Annotated in this window: 17 protein-coding genes and 1 other annotated feature; of the genes, 13 read left to right on the forward strand and 4 right to left on the reverse strand. The window is 45.7% G+C overall.

The genetic code is table 11. The annotated features are described in order from the left end of the window. The first annotated feature begins 4 nt into the window (after positions 1 to 4). From NOM90_RS09415 to NOM90_RS09445, 7 genes are all read left to right on the forward strand, one after another. A complete protein-coding gene (locus NOM90_RS09415) occupies positions 5 to 586 on the forward strand; it encodes a GNAT family N-acetyltransferase (protein WP_255941541.1) in 582 nt (193 codons plus the stop codon). 18 nt (positions 587 to 604) lie between these two features. Beyond that, positions 605 to 1,336 (forward strand): metallophosphoesterase family protein, encoded by a 732-nt coding sequence (locus tag NOM90_RS09420; protein ID WP_255941542.1) that lies wholly within the window; start codon positions 605 to 607, stop codon positions 1,334 to 1,336. 178 nt (positions 1,337 to 1,514) lie between these two features. Continuing rightward, positions 1,515 to 3,053, forward strand: a complete 1,539-nt coding sequence (locus NOM90_RS09425; RefSeq protein WP_255941543.1) for an NAD(P)H-binding protein — start codon at positions 1,515 to 1,517, stop codon at positions 3,051 to 3,053. 204 nt (positions 3,054 to 3,257) lie between these two features. Then, the gene (fur, locus tag NOM90_RS09430; protein WP_255941544.1) at positions 3,258 to 3,737 is read left to right on the forward strand and encodes a ferric iron uptake transcriptional regulator; all 480 of its coding nucleotides are present in this window, start codon (positions 3,258 to 3,260) and stop codon (positions 3,735 to 3,737) included. Between the two features lie 221 nt (positions 3,738 to 3,958). Then, positions 3,959 to 4,417 carry a GNAT family N-acetyltransferase gene (locus NOM90_RS09435; protein WP_255941545.1) on the forward strand — a complete coding sequence of 153 codons (459 nt, stop codon included), beginning with the start codon at positions 3,959 to 3,961 and terminating at the stop codon, positions 4,415 to 4,417. Positions 4,418 to 4,796: 379 nt separating this feature from the next. After that, complete coding sequence (locus NOM90_RS09440) at positions 4,797 to 5,063, forward strand: AbrB/MazE/SpoVT family DNA-binding domain-containing protein (protein ID WP_370866594.1); 267 nt, start codon at positions 4,797 to 4,799, stop codon at positions 5,061 to 5,063. Between the two features lie 123 nt (positions 5,064 to 5,186). Next, positions 5,187 to 6,032 (forward strand): DUF2785 domain-containing protein, encoded by an 846-nt coding sequence (locus tag NOM90_RS09445; RefSeq protein ID WP_255941546.1) that lies wholly within the window; start codon positions 5,187 to 5,189, stop codon positions 6,030 to 6,032. Positions 6,033 to 6,285: 253 nt separating this feature from the next. On the opposite strand, the gene ymzB is transcribed toward NOM90_RS09445, so the two are convergent. Then, on the reverse strand, positions 6,286 to 6,615 hold the full coding sequence (gene ymzB, locus NOM90_RS09450) for a protein YmzB (protein WP_255941547.1): 330 nt from the start codon (positions 6,613 to 6,615) through the stop codon (positions 6,286 to 6,288). 123 nt (positions 6,616 to 6,738) lie between these two features. Continuing rightward, complete coding sequence (locus NOM90_RS09455) at positions 6,739 to 7,356, reverse strand: TVP38/TMEM64 family protein (RefSeq protein WP_255941548.1); 618 nt, start codon at positions 7,354 to 7,356, stop codon at positions 6,739 to 6,741. A gap of 144 nt (positions 7,357 to 7,500) precedes the next feature. Between NOM90_RS09455 and NOM90_RS09460 the strand changes: the two genes are divergently transcribed. Then, a complete protein-coding gene (locus NOM90_RS09460) occupies positions 7,501 to 7,794 on the forward strand; it encodes an antibiotic biosynthesis monooxygenase family protein (protein ID WP_255941549.1) in 294 nt (97 codons plus the stop codon). Positions 7,795 to 7,864: 70 nt separating this feature from the next. Next, positions 7,865 to 8,124, forward strand: a binding site (T-box leader). A gap of 391 nt (positions 8,125 to 8,515) precedes the next feature. Beyond that, a complete protein-coding gene (locus NOM90_RS09465; RefSeq protein ID WP_255941877.1) occupies positions 8,516 to 10,072 on the forward strand; it encodes a 2-isopropylmalate synthase in 1,557 nt (518 codons plus the stop codon). Here NOM90_RS09465 and glsA read toward each other — a convergent pair. Beyond that, entirely contained in the window at positions 10,040 to 10,987 is a 948-nt protein-coding gene (glsA, locus tag NOM90_RS09470; protein ID WP_255941550.1) for a glutaminase A, read from the reverse strand. The two genes, NOM90_RS09465 and glsA, sit on opposite strands and share 33 nt — an antisense overlap. 267 nt (positions 10,988 to 11,254) lie before the next feature. Here glsA and NOM90_RS09475 point away from each other — a divergent pair, with 267 nt between their 5' ends. Next, complete coding sequence (locus NOM90_RS09475; protein ID WP_305120955.1) at positions 11,255 to 12,316, forward strand: ABC transporter ATP-binding protein; 1,062 nt, start codon at positions 11,255 to 11,257, stop codon at positions 12,314 to 12,316. A gap of 88 nt (positions 12,317 to 12,404) precedes the next feature. Here the strand turns inward: NOM90_RS09475 and NOM90_RS09480 are convergent, their stop codons facing one another. Next, a complete protein-coding gene (locus tag NOM90_RS09480) occupies positions 12,405 to 13,709 on the reverse strand; it encodes an MFS transporter (RefSeq protein ID WP_370866585.1) in 1,305 nt (434 codons plus the stop codon). 176 nt (positions 13,710 to 13,885) lie between these two features. Between NOM90_RS09480 and NOM90_RS09485 the strand changes: the two genes are divergently transcribed. The 3 genes from NOM90_RS09485 (at position 13,886) to NOM90_RS09495 (ending at position 16,744) form a co-directional block, all read left to right on the forward strand. Further along, the gene (locus NOM90_RS09485) at positions 13,886 to 14,773 is read left to right on the forward strand and encodes a YwqG family protein (protein ID WP_255941552.1); all 888 of its coding nucleotides are present in this window, start codon (positions 13,886 to 13,888) and stop codon (positions 14,771 to 14,773) included. Between the two features lie 26 nt (positions 14,774 to 14,799). Next, positions 14,800 to 15,753, forward strand: a complete 954-nt coding sequence (locus tag NOM90_RS09490; protein ID WP_255941553.1) for a DUF4261 domain-containing protein — start codon at positions 14,800 to 14,802, stop codon at positions 15,751 to 15,753. Between the two features lie 148 nt (positions 15,754 to 15,901). Then, positions 15,902 to 16,744: a DegV family protein gene (locus tag NOM90_RS09495; protein WP_255941554.1), complete on the forward strand. Its 843-nt coding sequence runs from the start codon at positions 15,902 to 15,904 to the stop codon at positions 16,742 to 16,744. The last annotated feature ends 156 nt before the right edge of the window (positions 16,745 to 16,900 follow it).

The following is a 16,900-nucleotide window of genomic DNA, read 5'->3' on the forward strand; positions in this document are numbered from 1 at the left end:
TAAGATGCAACCGAATATAGATCCAATCCTATTAGATTTTCCTGAACGATTTGAGACAGAGCGAATGATTATTCGAGCGACCAGAGCTGGCGATGGAGCGGAATTGAACGCAGCGATTCGAGAAAGCCAAACGGAATTGAACGTTTTTTTGCCTTTTGCCCGCACGATGCCAGAGCCGGAAGCAACAGAAATTTTGATGCGCCGTAAGCGACTGGAATTTTTGAATCGTACCGATCTGATGATGTTGATGACCGACCGGGAGACCCATCAGATTCTTGGAGCAATCGGATTGCACCGGATGGATTGGGAAGTAAGACGCTTCGAGATTGGCTATTGGATTCGCACATCACGCTCTGGTGAAGGTCTTGTCACTGAAGGCGTACACGGAATCACTGAATTTGCGGCACTGCAATTAGGAGCAAACCGAATTTCGATTCATTGCGACGATCGCAACGAGCGAAGCGCTGCTGTAGCAAAGCGCGCCGGGTTTACTTTGGAAGGCGTACTTCGCAATTGGAAACAAGAACACGATGGAGTTTTGGTGAACGAAATGGTGTTTGCCAAAATCCGCGGAATCGATTTTTAAATAAACGGAGGATTATCGATGAGTAAATTAGCGATTATATCTGACATTCACGGCAATCTTCCGGCGCTGGAAGCGGTACTTGAAGATATTGAAAGTCGGGGAATAACAGAAATCTACTGCTTAGGCGACTTGGTGGGCAAAGGGCCAAGTTCGGATCAGACGGTGGATTTGGTTCGTAAGCATTGCCGCCATATCGTGCGCGGGAATTGGGAAGACTTTTTGACGCAGCCGACAGAGTATCCCACTTTGCTATGGCATCAACAATTGCTCGGTGAAGAACGTATGGCTTATTTGCGTGAATTGCCTTTTTCGATCGAGTTTGTATTTAGCGGGCGGTATATCCGGTTGTTTCATGCTTCGCCTCGCAGCGTGTATGAGCGGGTACAACCGTGGGACGACTACGAGCGCAAAGCTAGTTTGTTCGATTACTCCGATATGAGCGTAGAGCCGGTCAAAGCCGATGTGGTCGGTTACGGAGATATCCATAACGCCTACACGCAAATGATGAATGGACGAATGTTATTCAATACCGGTAGTGTAGGCAATCCACTGGATATGACGCAAGCGTCTTATGTCATTTTGGAAGGCGATCCAGGCGAGAAGCGGAAAACGCGGTTTGATCTGACGTTTGCCCGCGTACCTTACGATATTGAACTAGCGATCACGCAAGCCAAAAACGTAAATATGCCTGATCTGGAACCTTATATTCGAGAGATTACGACAGGGCGTTATCGCGGTATGCCTGATTAAAACTTAAAAAGAACCTGCCCCTCAAAAAGATTATTGCCTGTGAGGAAGCAGGTTCTTTTTGATTCCAGCGGGTAATGAACATCAGTGGCAGAAAAGGTGCGATTTCCCGCGCATTTCGGGTTGCCGAATCTTTGTTTGACCAACAATCGGGAAAATTCCAGAAGAAGAAGGTGTACACATGGATACAGAAACCGGAAATCCAAAACGTCCAAAAGTCATTTTAACCGGAGCCAGTGGATACATCGGAAAAAACCTGATGAAAAAATTGGTGGAAGACCACGATGTGATTGCTTTATCCAGACACGGAGATTCACATAAAAATGAAGAGCACGTAGAATGGAGAAGTTGCGATTTCTTCTCGATGGCAGATGCGCTTGAATCGTTAAAAGGTGCGGATTACGCGTTTTATCTGATCCATTCCATGATGCCCACCGCTACGCTGACGCAAGGCGATTTTGAAGATATGGATGCGATTTTGGCAGACCATTTTGCCCGTGCGGCTCGTCAAAACGGACTTAAACAAATTGTATATTTGAGCGGGATTATACCGGATGGATTGCCGGAAGAAGAGCTATCCAGACATTTACGCAGCCGTTTGGAAGTCCAGCGCATATTGGAGTCATCCGGTGTTCCGGTTACGACTATTCGTGCAGGTCTGATTGTTGGGCCGCAAGGTTCTTCTTTCCCGATCTTGTATAAATTGGTGCAAAGACTGCCTGTGATGACGTTGCCGACATGGACACGCACAGAGACGCACGCGATTGCGCTAGATGATGTCTTGAATTCATTGAAAAACAGTCTGGGCAATGAAAAAGTGAAAGGTCGCGCTGTCGATGTCGGCGGCCCTGATATCATGAGCTACAAAGAAATGATGCACCAGATGGCAGAAGTGCTCGGCGTCAAAAGACGGTTTATCGATTTCCCTTTTCTTACGGTAAAGTTATCGCGATTATGGGTTACGCTGGTCACCAGAGAACCGCGCGAAATGACGTACCCGCTGATTGAAAGTCTGGTGCATCCAATGGTTGCGCATCCTGATCTAAAAGTCGAAGGAATCAGCGATGGTAAAATCACGTTTAAACAAGCGGCAAAAGATTCGTTAGAAGCAGAAAAGAAGAAAAAAGAAGAAGACGAAAAGAAAAAACAAGAATCTTCTGGCAGCGAAAAGTCGGAGTCGAAAAATAAACAAGAAGAAGTGAAAAAATCCGATGTACGTTCTGTGCAGCGTGTGACGCTTCCAGAAGGCGAAAATGCGAGCTGGGCAGGCGAATATTATATTCAATGGTTAGGCAAATCGATCATGCGTCCATTTGTACGTACCGAAGTTGGCGAAGACGGCGTGGATCGGATCTATATTCGTTTCTTCCGTCGTCCGATTTTAGAGCTGACCTATGATGCTTCGCGCAGCGACGGAGATCGGGCGATCTACTGGATTACAGGCGGTATGTTCGCGAATGCAGCAGATGCCCACCGTGGACGCCTTGAGTTTCTGATGATTCCCGGATCTAGTGACTGCGTTGTTGCGATTCACGATTATATGCCGGCGATGCCGTGGTTTTTGTACAAATACACACAAGCCAAGCTGCATCTGATCGTCATGTATATGTTCCGCAAACATCTGGAGCATAAAGGACGTCTCGGTAAATCCAGCACATCCAAAAAAGCCGGCGGTTCAGTCGGTACACCTTCTTCATTGGAAGCTGAACCTAAAGGGTAAGCACTTATTTTATAAAGCGATCCGTCAAGCGTTGGACATCTTCAACGCTGACAGATCGCTTTTTGCCGTAGAATCTAATAAAAATCTTTGCGTGTAAGTCACATTTGCGTTATTATTAGATTATAATCATTCTAATTAAATGAAAACTGCAAACCAATTGAGCGGTGAACAGATAAGATATAAGCTCAAAGGAGGTATAACCGAATGACAAATGTAGATGAACAATTAAAATCAATGAAGCAACAAATGATAGCAAAAGGTTATAAATCTACGATTCAGCGCGAAGCTACGATGCGTGTGCTATTGGAACACGAACGTGATCATATGAGCGCCGAAGATGTGTATATGCGAGTGAAAACCAGATTTCCGGAGATTGGTCTTGCGACAGTGTATCGGACATTGGAATTGCTGACTGAACTTCATTTGGTTGAAAAAATGAATTTCGGTGACGGCGTGGCGCGTTTCGATCTACGCAGCGAAGGGCATGAACATATGCACCATCATATGATTTGTTCGATTTGCGGAGAAGTCGAAGAAATTCAAGATGATTGGTTGACTGAACTTGAGCAGCGTGTAAAACGGGAGTACGGCTTTGAAGTGTCGGATCATCGACTAGATTTTATCGGAACTTTCGCGACTTGCAAACATGGAGAATGTCATCGACATTCGGAGCAGGTTTCTTGATCTCAAAAATAGCGGTTGCATGCTGTGAATGAATGATTAAATATATTGAACGATTACTCAGAAAATATGTCAAAACCGTCACGAGACTCGTGGCGGTTTTTATGCTATAGTTGTTCAAAACTACTCTGTTATGAACAGATTTGGGCCGATCCCCATCTGTTCATTGTACTTATTTTATTGTTCGGCTTTTGGTAAACCCAAAGATAAAGGAGGAGTTACGCATGCAAATTACAATGTTTCAAGAAGAACATCAAGATCGTTTGACAGAAATTTGGTTGGTGTCGGTACATCGAACGTTGTACGATCTCGATCCGGGAGAGATTGAGTCTTATGTTCGTTTGTTCCGGGAAGAGATTCTTGAAAAGATGGAACTGTATGCGGTAAAAAGTCGTTTCGGTGGAGAACTGACTGGCTTTATCGCGATGAATGGTTCTAAAGTTGAACTGCTTGTCGTACATCCTCATTATCAAGGTCAAGGAATCGCAGGTCTATTACTGGATCATGTATCGCAGCGCGGTGAACTGGTCGTCGATGTTGGCGAACATACGCCTGGTGTGTACGAATTTTATCAAAACTTGGGATTTGTCGAATCCGGACGTTCGAAGTCTAATGTAGGCGGTCATATTGGAACGACTGTACATCTGCTTCGTCCGCAATTAAGCGAACAGACCGGAGCTTAGAATATCTTGAATGAACTTGAAGCCTTTCGTAAACTTCCTTACCCGGGAGATTTGCGAAAGGCTTTATTTTGTAGTCTAATAGAACTTTCGAAAGAATTCGACATCTTCTTCATGTCGAAAGCCTTTTCCAAATAATTATAGAAAATGGAACGGAAAATAAAGAGAGAAAATCAAAAAACTTTCTGTTAGAATTGAATAAAAGCTTTAGCACCAAGATTTCGTTTTATTTTCGAAAAAAATTTCACCGTAGTATAAATTTCCATATTGACAAGATATATAAAGGAGAGTAGAGTAGAGACAAGCACAAAATGTCGAATAATATCGAATAACGACGATCTTTTGTCGACAATAACTATTTTAAATGAAATGAGGAATTATAATTATGAAAGCAACAGGTATCGTAAGACGCGTAGATGAACTCGGACGAGTAGTTATTCCAATCGAATTGCGTAGAACAATGGGCATCGACATTAAAGACGGATTGGAAATTTTCGTTGATGGCGAGCGTATCATTTTGAGAAAATATGCACCAACTTGCATCTTCACAGGCGAAGCTGAAGACCTCGTTTATTTCAAAGGTAAAATGGTCAGCAAAGCTGCAATCGAAGAATTGATCGAACTGTACCAAAGTTCAGAAGCAAAATAATCTACTGATTTTATTAGTATTCTCATACAGCCTGCCGTTTTCCTATAATGGGAAGCGGCAGGCTTTTTGAGTGATCAACAAGCGTGATATACGATGTCTAAAAAAGTAAGGTGACCTCTACATATGAGCCTATCCCATAACGAGACTATGACCATGTTGCGTAGCCGGTTGGAATATTATATCCAAGCTGACTTTGTGCCTCCGCCAGAAAAGCTTGAGTCGCTAATGAAAGACATGCTGATTCATATCGGCGATCCCGATCCGGTGCTGCGAGATGAACAAATCTATCGATTATTTTCGACTTGGATTCCAAGCGGCGTACTTCCGATAGCCCAGCTTCGACATCTACTAGAAGTCGTACTCAGCGACGAATACATCGGCTACCGCTTGGGAGAACAAGGAACAGATTCCGTCTTTCGACGTTCCTTCTCGATGCTACTGATTCCATTGATCTTATCCGTCGATCATCAGACTTCGTTTTTGTCGCAAACCGAATGGAATCGGATCTTCGAAAAAGTAGTATTTATCTTAAAAAACGAACGTGACCTACGCGGCTACGTAGCCGAAGCGGACAAAGGCTGGGCACATGCTACCGCCCATACTGCTGATGCGTTAGAAGATCTGGCACGCTCGAAATATGCGCAAAACGAAGAGCGAATCCGCATCTTGGAAGCTATTCGTATTCGCTTATTGACTGCCGATATGGTCTTCACTCACGACGAAGACGACCGATTAGCCGCCGCTGCCGAAACCACGCTGATTTGCGGCACACTTCCCCAAGCCGATCTCCAACATTGGATCGACCGCCTCGGCGAAGCTCCAATCACCAAGCAACCCCCGTTCGCAGGCGAAGCTCGCGTCAACGCCAGATTATTTATTCAACGCTTGTGTGAACGACTTGCGCCGAATCCAGCCCATGCCCACACCGTTGAAGCTTTGCGACAACGTGCCATTTCACTCCGCATGTAAAAACGCAAGAAAAAAGGCTTCCAGCAGGAAGCCTACTTTTTGGTTTAGCAAACTCCAACATAACTGGAAGTGAAAAGGCGTAGGAAGAAATTTAGTGAAGTGAAGTCTTTTCGAAGAAAAGACACTTCGGAAGCATAAGCTAATAATGTTCGCCTTTGAAATTCGGAAAACACCTTTTAAAATTCCAAGCATTTTTCCCAATTTCAACAAGCGACCGCAACAAATTTCTTCTGGAGCTTTTTCACTTCCACCGTTAACCAAACATATAAGTCGCCCGATCATTCTGAATTTTCAAACTATTCTCATCATGGCTATGAATCTGCAAATCATTCAACACAATCTCGTAACTATCGCCTGGAACCGGTACTTTTTCACCGTCTGCATTGAGGATACTGCCCGATCCGTACAGCAGCAAAGCGCGCTCCAGATAGTCATCGACGGGATTGTCTTGCGAGCGTTCGCCGATCTCGCGAATCTCAAAATGCACAATATCCGTATCCTCGTTTTCTTCTTTTTCAATTTTCACCGTCTGTCCGACTTTGCCTTCTAACCATTGCTTCAAATCTTCGATTGATTTTTCCATTGTACCCATCCTTTCATTCGACAGCTTTTTGTGCGCCGTCTCCGTATTGTCCTTTTACCCCACGCATCAAAAAGACAAACGTGCTCGCCCGCCGCCTTCTGAATTCTGCATACAAGGATAGGCTTATTTTTGATCAAAACGAACATAAAATCGATAGAGAAGATACACGATTAGCAAAAATCCGCCGTATAATCCGAGTACAGTAAGCGTCTGGGGAAGATCGGTAAAAAGATGTTGCCCGACAAAAGCGAACACAAGCATCGCCGGAATTTTTCCTAAAGCAGAAGCCGTAATGTAAATAATCGGTCGAATATTCAAAAAAGCCGGATACAAATTGACCAACGCTTGCGGAAGCAAAGGGACAAGCCTTGCCGCTAAAATCACGACAAAAGGACGACGTTCCATCCAGACGCCAATCCGTTCAAGCCCTGAAAATTTATTCAAAGCGGCGCGACCTTGTTCTCGGAAAAACCGGCGTACCAAAAAATATTGAAGCAGCGATGCCGCCGTCACAGCAAGCCAAGCCGTCAGAGCGCCCCATGCAGGCCCATACAAAAACCCAAGAGAACCAATCAAAATTTTATAAGGGATTACCGGGAAAAAAGCAAATAAAAAAGCAAGGCCAAAGCCTGCGGAAATCGGCAACGAAACATTTTGAAGCAACGATTGAAGTTCGTGACGATAATAAATAATCAACCCCAAAAATACTGTATACAAAGCGAGAGTAATCCATTTTTTCATCACTAAAAGCTCCTTTATGACAACTTGCGAAAAGAGAATACAAAAGATTTCAAGGTTGATTGTCTTTTTGATTGTATGCTAGAGTTTCGTCAAAGTCGAATCGAAAAGATTCAGTCTAGCAGCAGTAAAAAGGGGGAGATACTTATGATATTGGAAGCGGCAATGTTACAAGTAAAACCGGGACGTACCGAAAATTTTGAACGCGATTTTCGTGAAGCTTCGGCGTATATTAGTCAGATTCCAGGCTATATTCAGCATGAACTTCAGCGGTGTATCGAAGACGATCATAAGTATATTTTGCTGGTCCGTTGGGAGACGCTAGAAGCGCATACGGAAGGCTTTAGACAGTCGGAGCAATACATAGAGTGGAAAAGGTTGCTACACGATTATTACGATCCGTTTCCAGTCGTTGAACATTTTTCTGCTGTCTATCCCTAAAACTTTTTTTGAAATTAGTGTTGACAACTTAATCCAATCAGGCATAAAATGACACAAAACTATAGATCATTGAAACGCGATGAACGGGATCAGTAATCGAAAAGCCGTCAAGAGAGCTGCGGATTTGGTGCGACGCAGTCGGTAGATTCGGTGAAACTCACCCGGAAGCGGTCAAGCCTAATTGATATTTGCCAACGCAAGGCAAAAGGATAACAAGCTTGAACGGACTCACCCACGTGAAAGGGTCGACGAGCGGATTTCGATCATATGCGAATTAAAATCGAAATCAACGAGAGTGGTACCGCGACAGCCCAGCCTGTCGTCTCTTGAACCCAAGAGACGGCAGGCTTTTTGATTTATCGACAACTTGATATTAGCGCGATGAACGGAATCAGTAGGATACAAAACGATGCTCAGAGAGCTGCGAATAAGGTGAAACGCAGACTTCGTTTTTTCCGAACTCACCCGGAAGCGCGGAAGCCGAACCCCGATCTCCGAATCGGACTTAAGCCGACCGGTCTCCCAGTCGTTATCTTGGGATCAAGCGGATTGTTGTGATCTTGTAAGCGGAGAATAACATCAATCAATGAGAGTGGTACCGCGGCGGGTTTTGAGCACGTCGTCTCTTTTTACAGAGACGATGTGCTTTTTTATATTCATTTTGAAAAGCTGCAACACGATCAAAAAAACTTGGAGGCGGTAGACGATGAACGAAAAAACAATGCGGCAAATTAAAATTTTTGACACGACGCTGAGAGATGGCGAACAAGCGCCAGGAGCTTCACTGGATGTCGAACAGAAGATCAAGCTTGCGCATCGCCTTGCAGCACTTGGCGTCGATACGATCGAGCCGGGATTCCCGATTTCCAGCCCTGGGGATTTTCAGGCGGTACAACGGATTTCGCGTGAAATCGAACACGTCGAAATTTGCGGATTTGCCCGTGCAGTCAAAGAAGATATCGACGCGGCGGTTCGTGCGACTCAAGATGCACAGCGCCGTAGACTGCATATGTTTTTGTCTTCGTCGAATATCCATCTTGATTTTCAACTGAAAAAAACGCGCGCCGAAGTGGTGGAACTGGCAAGAAGAATGGTTTCGTACGCCAAAAGTTTTGTGAACGAAGTTGAGTTTTCTCCTATGGATGCCACTCGAACAGGCGATGAATTTTTGTTTGAAGTGTTGGAAGCTGTCATTGAGGAAGGAGCAACAATTCTGAATATTCCAGACACCGTCGGATTTGCTTTACCGGAAGAATACGGGGCGATGTTTACTCGCGTGATGAAAGGCGTTCGGGGTAGCGACAAAGTCGAATTTAGCGCGCACTGCCATAATGATCTGGGGATGGCAGTTGCCAATAGCCTGGCAGCGATTCAAGCTGGAGTGACACATGTCGAAGTCACGGTAAACGGAATCGGTGAACGTGCCGGCAACTGTTCGCTCGAAGAATTGGCGATGGCTTTGGCAACACGTTCCGAGCATTTTGGCATCACCACGAATATTCGCCACGAAGAGATTTACGCGACTTCGCAGATGGTAAGTCGAATGACACGGTCGCCGATTGCTTTTAACAAACCGATTATCGGTCGTAACGCATTTCAGCATGAAGCCGGTATTCACCAAGACGGGTTGCTCAAAAATCGAAATACGTATGAAATTATGGACCCTGAACGTCTTGGAATTCCTCGCAGCATGATCGTATTGGGCAAACATTCCGGGCGACATGCGCTTCGGCACAGGGTTGCGGAATTTGGGGTCACGCTGGATAACGAGCAACTGGATCAGCTGTATACGACGTTTAAAGAAAAAGCCGATATTCAGAAAACCGTACATGACCATGAATTGATGCAGATGGCGGGGCAAGCGGTAGACCGCGCTTTGGAGCCTTATACGCTGAATGACGTACAGATCGTGACAGGCAATGCCATGCACCGCGTCGCTTCGTGTGAGATTCAAGATCATCGGACAGGAAAAGTAGAGATCTATACAGGAAGCGGAGAAGGGCCGGTCGAAGCGGTTGTTGACGCGATTCGCCGAGCGATTCCAGAACCGATCGAGTTTGCCGATTTGGAACTGTATTCGGTATCTTCGGGGGAGACGTCGGCAGGCGAAGCGAACGTGACCGTACGTTTGGATCAGAAGCTTTATACCGGCACAGCAACGAACCGCGACATTTTGATCGCCGCGGCTGAAGCTTATATGGCAGCTTGTAATCGAGCGGTACGCGATGTTCGCTTAGACTCTAGTCTAGAACAAACTCCAGTCCATACGTTGGGATAAACGTTCGATCAGATGTACGCCCGCGCTGCTGTTGCCTTTCGCGTTTAAAGCCGGACCAATAACGCCGATTCCGAGTGCGCCGGGAACGAAGCTTAAAATGCCGCCGGACACGCCGCTTTTTGCGGGCAGTCCCGCTTTAATCGCAAATTCACCAGACGCGTTGTACATGCCGCACGTAATCATAAAGGTTTTGGCGATCTGTACATAGCGGCGAGGAATAAGTTCTTCGCCGCTGATCGGATCGGTGCCGTCACCTGCCAGCACTAACGCCATACGCGCTAAATCGCTGCAAGTCGCTTCAATCGAACAATGACGGAAATAGATCGACAATACTTCTTCGACGCTACCGTTTAGCACCCCGTTTTCGACCAGCAAATAGGCGATAGAGCGATTAAGGTTGCCTGTCTCAAGTTCAGAGCGGTAGACGGCTTCATTCACTGTAAGCTGACTTCCACCGGATAGGCGGCGGAAAAAGTCCAGAATACGTGCTGATTTCTCTTCAGCCGAAGAACCTTTGATCATCGAAGATATCGTAATTGCACCTGCATTGATCAGCGGGTTGAACGGAATACCGGGGCGAACCAATTCAAGCTTAAGCATCGAGTTAAAGTTGTCACCTGTCGGCTCCATGCCTACGCGCTCGAATACCGATTCTTCGCCATTGTCCATTAGCGCCAAGATCAAGGTAAAGACTTTCGAAATACTTTGCAGCGTAAAAGGCATGCCACAATCGCCGGAGGAAACGAAATCTCCATCCTTATCAAGCAAATGAATGCCTAAAGCGGTATGCGAAGCTTTTGACAGTTCAGGAATGTAAGAAGCGACTTCGCCGGAGGCGGCTTCTTTTCGGCTTTCTTCTAGCCATTCGGGCAAAAATTGACGCACTTGTTCTAGGTTTGCTTGTTTATGAGTCATCCATGCAGCCTCCTTTGTTTTTTCATCATACAACATTGTATCCGATCGTGTGAAAACATATACCTAACATTTAATGTCTGCTTGACTGCCAGATAGACAAGCAGTTACAATATTACATACGGTTTCGTAAAATAATGTTCTCCTGAATCATATCAAAACGTTCGGAAAAGCGGGAATTTGCAGGTGGAAATCACTCGCGAGAACGATATGCGAAAAGCGACAATCGGCCCGTTCGTCTGCGAACGGGCTTTATAGGGAGTGGATATAATGGAGAGACTTCTCGAAGTCAAAGATTTGGCGATTTCATTCAGAACCCGCGCCGGTGAAGTTCAAGCGATCCGTGGCGTTAACTTCCATTTGGATAAGGGTGAAACTCTTGCGATTGTAGGAGAATCCGGTTCTGGCAAAAGCGTAACGTCACAAGCGATCATGAAGCTTATCCCCGAGCCGCAAGGTCAGTACAAACGCGGACAGATTTTGTTCGAAGGTCAAGATTTGATCAAAAAGTCGCAAAATCAAATGCAAAAGATGCGCGGCAAAGAAATCGGCATGATTTTCCAAGATCCGATGACTTCGCTGAACCCGACGATGAAAGTCGGCAAGCAGATCACCGAAGTATTGTTCACGCATGAAAAAATTTCGGGAAGCGACGCTCGCAAACGCGGCTTGGAATTGCTGAAACTTGTAGGCATTCCGAACTTTGAGAAGCGTTTCGATCAATATCCGCATGAATTTTCCGGCGGTATGCGTCAGCGCGTCGTCATCGCAATGGCTTTGGCTGCAAATCCAAAACTGCTGATTGCCGATGAACCGACAACGGCTCTTGACGTTACCATTCAAGCTCAGATTCTTGAGTTGATGAAAGAACTTCAAGCGAAGATCGGTACAGCGATTATCTTCATTACCCACGACCTTGGCGTTGTAGCTAAAATGGCGGATCGCGTAGCGGTTATGTACGCAGGCCAAATCGTGGAAATGGGCACGGCTGCCGAGATCTTCTACGATCCACGCCATCCTTATACATGGGGTCTGCTTTCTTCGATGCCGGCACTCGATAGCAATGGCGAAGAAAAGCTGACCGCTATTCCGGGAACACCTCCGGATCTGCTGCACCCGCCTGTAGGCGATGCGTTTGCTTTGCGTAGTCATTATGCAATGAAGATCGATTTCGAAAAAGAACCTCCGATGTTCAAAGTTTCGGATACGCACTTCGTTAAATCGTGGCTGTTGCACCCGGATGCTCCAGCAGTTACACCTCCTGAAGCGGTTCTGCGTCGTCAGCGCAAGCTGGAAAACGCGTACGAGAAGCCAGTTCTGGTAGAAGCTTAATCAACCATTTAATCTGAGATGAGATCTTATCAAAAAGGATCAAGCCGGTAGTTATCGGCTTGATCCTTTTTTTGCGTACTTTACTGCATTAAGCAGGTTGTAACTTAGGCGGTTTACGATCGCGGAATTTGAAGTAATACAGCGAAGCTGCTACGACATAGAGCACGCCGGTAATACTGAACGTAATCGCGTAACCCCAATAATTGCCGTACGTCGTGACTAAATACGATTGTACGGGTCCCATACTTGCCCAACCCAGCATAAAAGCCGTCTGTGTTAACGAGTTAGCAACACTGCGTTTATGATCGGGAATCCGATCCACCATGACTGCGGATTGGATCGGATTAGCGGCGTTCATCAGCGCTTGGCGGAACAAGAATGCAATTGAAGCGACCAAAGCGACATTGGTAAATCCGGTAGTTAGCAAGAACGGTAGCGATAGCAGTTGGAAAATAACAACGGCTCGTACAGGGCCGAAGCGTTTCGATAACGAAGGACCAATTAGCATGGAGACGATCGTCATCACTTGTCCAAGTGAAATCAGCAAACTCATCAAAGAGATCGATACGCCGAATCGATTGGTGAAATACAAATTCAGATAAGGCACGACCAGACCTGAACCCAATCCGATCAGAAGCTGAGTAAACACTAACCAGAACATAAACGAACCGGTTTGATCTTTAGTACCTTTTGAGGTGCCAGTCGCTTGATTTGGTTCTTTGGCAGCGTCAATATTCTTTTCGCTAGAAGAAATCGGAGACGTTTTCGGTGCTTCCGACAGTTTCCGATTTTCGCGGATAAATAACATCGGTACGAAAGCGGCAAGCGTGGCAATGCCTCCAACAAATAACGTAAAGCGTAAGCTAAGCACACGTTCGATTCCAGCGTGTTGCAACGTATCGGCAAGCACGCCGCCACCCATACTTCCCAATACTTGCGCAGCGAGCATCAGTGAAGAGTAGGCGCTGAATAAAGCCAATCTTTGCGACTTTTTGACACTTTCAGCAAGAAACGGAATCGCAAGCACTTGAAAAAATGCCGCGAATATCCCTGAACAGATAGCCAAAACCAGCAGCAAAGGCTCTGATTCGGCAAAAGCACGAAAAGCAAAAATCAATCCGCTGCATAATGCCCCGATAACCAGTAAGGCTTTGCGGCTAAGTCTGTCGCCAAACAATCCGATCGGGATAAAAATGCAGGCGGTAGCAAGCGATTGAATACTGACCACTCTACCGTTCATTGCATCGTTATAGCCGATTCCTTGGATATACAGATTGTATAGGACAGAGAACATGCCGCCACCAATTTGATACAACAAGTTTGCGACGAAAAACAATTTTACGTTACGCGGCCAGCCGGCGATACTGGCGATCATACGCCTAAACCCTTCCAATTGCGAACCTCCTTTTTACCCATAGCTTCTTTATTCTACCCGTTTAGCAAAAACTTGCAATGCAAGGCGTCGACATATTCAGCAAAGCGAGCCTATTAGAAAAAGATCCCTTGTATCGTTTATACTGAATAGGAAAGTTAGACCTTCGAAAATTTGATGTAAAGGAAGGGATCGTAGTGAGCTTAACCGAAAAAAATAAAAATTATTTATTGAAGAAGATTGAAGAACATCAATTCACTCATGCTCAAGACTATTTATTGAATACCGCCAAACAATCTGTTGTGTTCAAGGCAACGGAGCCAGAAAATTATGAAAAGATCGGAAATTCACGGGTAGCCGGTGAGCCTGATCTGCCTGAATCTATAACATGGCCGCTAGATGCTGAAGGTACGCCGATGACGTTCGTTCTTCAATTGGATCTTTCGCAAGTCTACCCTCTTGATCCCGAATATCGAGTACCAAGCACCGGGCATTTATTCTTTTTCACAGGATATTATGAGATGAAAGTCGAACATCGCGTATTTTATGCGACACCTGAAGAGATGCAGACTGCTTCTCGGCGTAGTGCGCCCGCACCTACGGTACACGAAGAAGACGAAGAACCATTTCGTCCTTATCGGCTAGAAACGCATGCTACGATCGATTTACCGGGCTATGGCTATGTAGACGAAGAATTGATCGAAGGGGACGAATTCGGCTGGGAAGAATATGAAGATCTGAATTTTGCGTTGGAACAAGAACATCCGTCTCCTATCGTTAAAATGTTCGGCTATGCGGAAGGGCAGCATGGAGATGATGAATATCAAGCTGCGCTTGAGCTATTCGGCGCCAAAAGAACTTATGATTTGGATGAAGCGGTACAAAACTTGGCAAAAGCTTTGGGCGGCGATCAGGCAAAAGCAAAGCAAGAAATCGCAGATATGGTCATGCTTGCCGAGATTGATTCCAATCAAGAAGTGGGCTTCCTATGGGGAGATGCGGGAGTGCTCCATTACTTTATTCGTAAAGAAGATTTGCTCAAAGGAAATTTTGATCGGACATATTGCACGTTCTATTCCAGTTGATCAAAACTCGAAGGAGGAATATCCGTATGACGCATGAAAATGAAGAATTAGAGCTAGATCAACAAACCCAAGAAATGCTTGCGGCTGACCAAGATTTTGGTTTTGCCCGTGTGTATACGATTGAGCTGAAATACAAACAAAAACCGAGCTTTGCGCGTAAACGATTGCTAGAAAAAATGAATTTGTATACCGGAGAAGTCCAGCAACCCGAAGAACAAAAGCAGCCATATCATCAATCAACTTGGGAGCCTTCTCTGGAATCCGAAAGCGATCTGCTGCATTTTTTCCATCTGAATTATTTGGTGAATTTTGCAGACGGAGAGATGCCTGCGCAAACGTCGTTGATGCCAGCGCCAAGCCGTCCGGCTTCGGAATATGAGACTGCGGTTCAACAAGCTTGGCACTGGGCAGATGCAGAAGCGGTTGTGGAAGAATGCCAATATTCATTATTTTTAACCGACATGATGGCTTCCGGTCTGGAACCGAAAGAACGTCTGCGTTTGATTACAGGGGCGCTCCGTGCCATCTTGGAGACGACGCCTTGTGATGCAATCTATTTTCGAGAAAGCGATAAATTACTGGAGCCCGGTGATTATTTGACAGCGATTGAAGCGGGCGCAAGTCTGTACGGAGCGATGAATGTTCGCTTTTTCAATGTGCAAGGAAACGATCATGAGCAAGAAGAAATGTTGATGGATACGGTTGGATTAACGGCACTGGGTATTCCTGATGCGCAATGCCATTATTTCGACCTGGAACCCGGCGATGTGGCGCAATATTTAACGAGTCTTGCCTACTATATGTTCGACCGGGGCGATGTGATTCAAGACGGAGAAACATTCGGCCCTTCGGAAGAACTTCGCTGGCATTGTGAGCATCAGTACGCACTTGCCGGTCCGCACCGTTTGGTTCTGGATGTTGATCCGGGGCATCCGTATTATGCGGGAAAACATGTTGCGCCTATAGCAGACGATATGTAAAAATTTAAATAAAATCTTACAGAATTGTACGGTATTTGTACATCGCTAATTCTGCCTGTATACTGATTGAGACAGCTAAGACGAACACCTTCCGATGCAATAAGTAGCGGCGGCGGATAACAGCTGATCGCGTACAGGAGTGTGATTTATGCGTAAGATTAAAATCGTAACAGATTCAACGATCGATTTGAGCCCGGAGGTACTGGCTGAGTACGGCGTAGAGATGGTGCCGCTTTCTTTTAACATCGATGGGGAGTCATATACAGATCGTGTCGATATTACACCTGAGACTTTTATCCAAAAAATGATCCATGCCAAAGAACTGCCAAAAAGTTCGCAGCCCGCGACAGGGACTTTCGTTGAGTTGTATGATCGTCTGGGAGCGGAAGGATATGAAGTGCTTTCGATTCATATGACGGGCGGGATGAGCGGTACGGTACGTTCAGCAGCAATGGCAGCGGAGATGACCGATACAAAAGTGACCGTCGTGGATTCTCAATATATTTCTAGAGCGCTTGGCTTCCAAGTTATCGAAGCGGCGCGTATGGTGCAAGAAGAAAAAAGTACGGAAGAGATTTTAAAACGCTTGGACGAAATTCGGGAAGGCACGCGGCTATATGTCGTAGTCGATACACTCGAAAATCTGGTGAAAGGCGGACGAATCGGTCGCGGTAAAGCACTGATCGGATCGCTTCTGCATATCAAGCCGATCGGCATGCTGAACGAAGGCGTCTACACGCCCTCGATGAATGTCCGCAGCCATGCTCAAGTCGTCAAGCATCTTGCGCGCCAATTTGCGGAAGACGTCAAAGGCCGCACCATCAAAGGCGTAGGCATTGCCCATGCCGAAGGTTATAAATTAGCCGAAAGCCTAAAAGAAAAAATCGCCGAACTTACCGGCTACTCACAGATCGAGATCGATTACACCACCCCGATCATTAGCACCCATACCGGACCCGGCGCGATTGGATTTATGTATTATTTCGAGTGATAGAATATTTGTAACAATTCTATATGTATAAAAAAACCGTTGCTCTATGAGGAACGGTTTTTTTAAATTTAACTAACACTCTAACCTACCTAGAAGCGAAAAGGCGGAGAATGAAATTCAGTGTAGGAACGATAGTGTTCGCCTTTGAGATCGGGA

This window comes from Saccharibacillus sp. JS10 (genome assembly GCF_024436065.1).
In the GTDB taxonomy this organism is placed as follows: domain Bacteria; phylum Bacillota; class Bacilli; order Paenibacillales; family Paenibacillaceae; genus Saccharibacillus.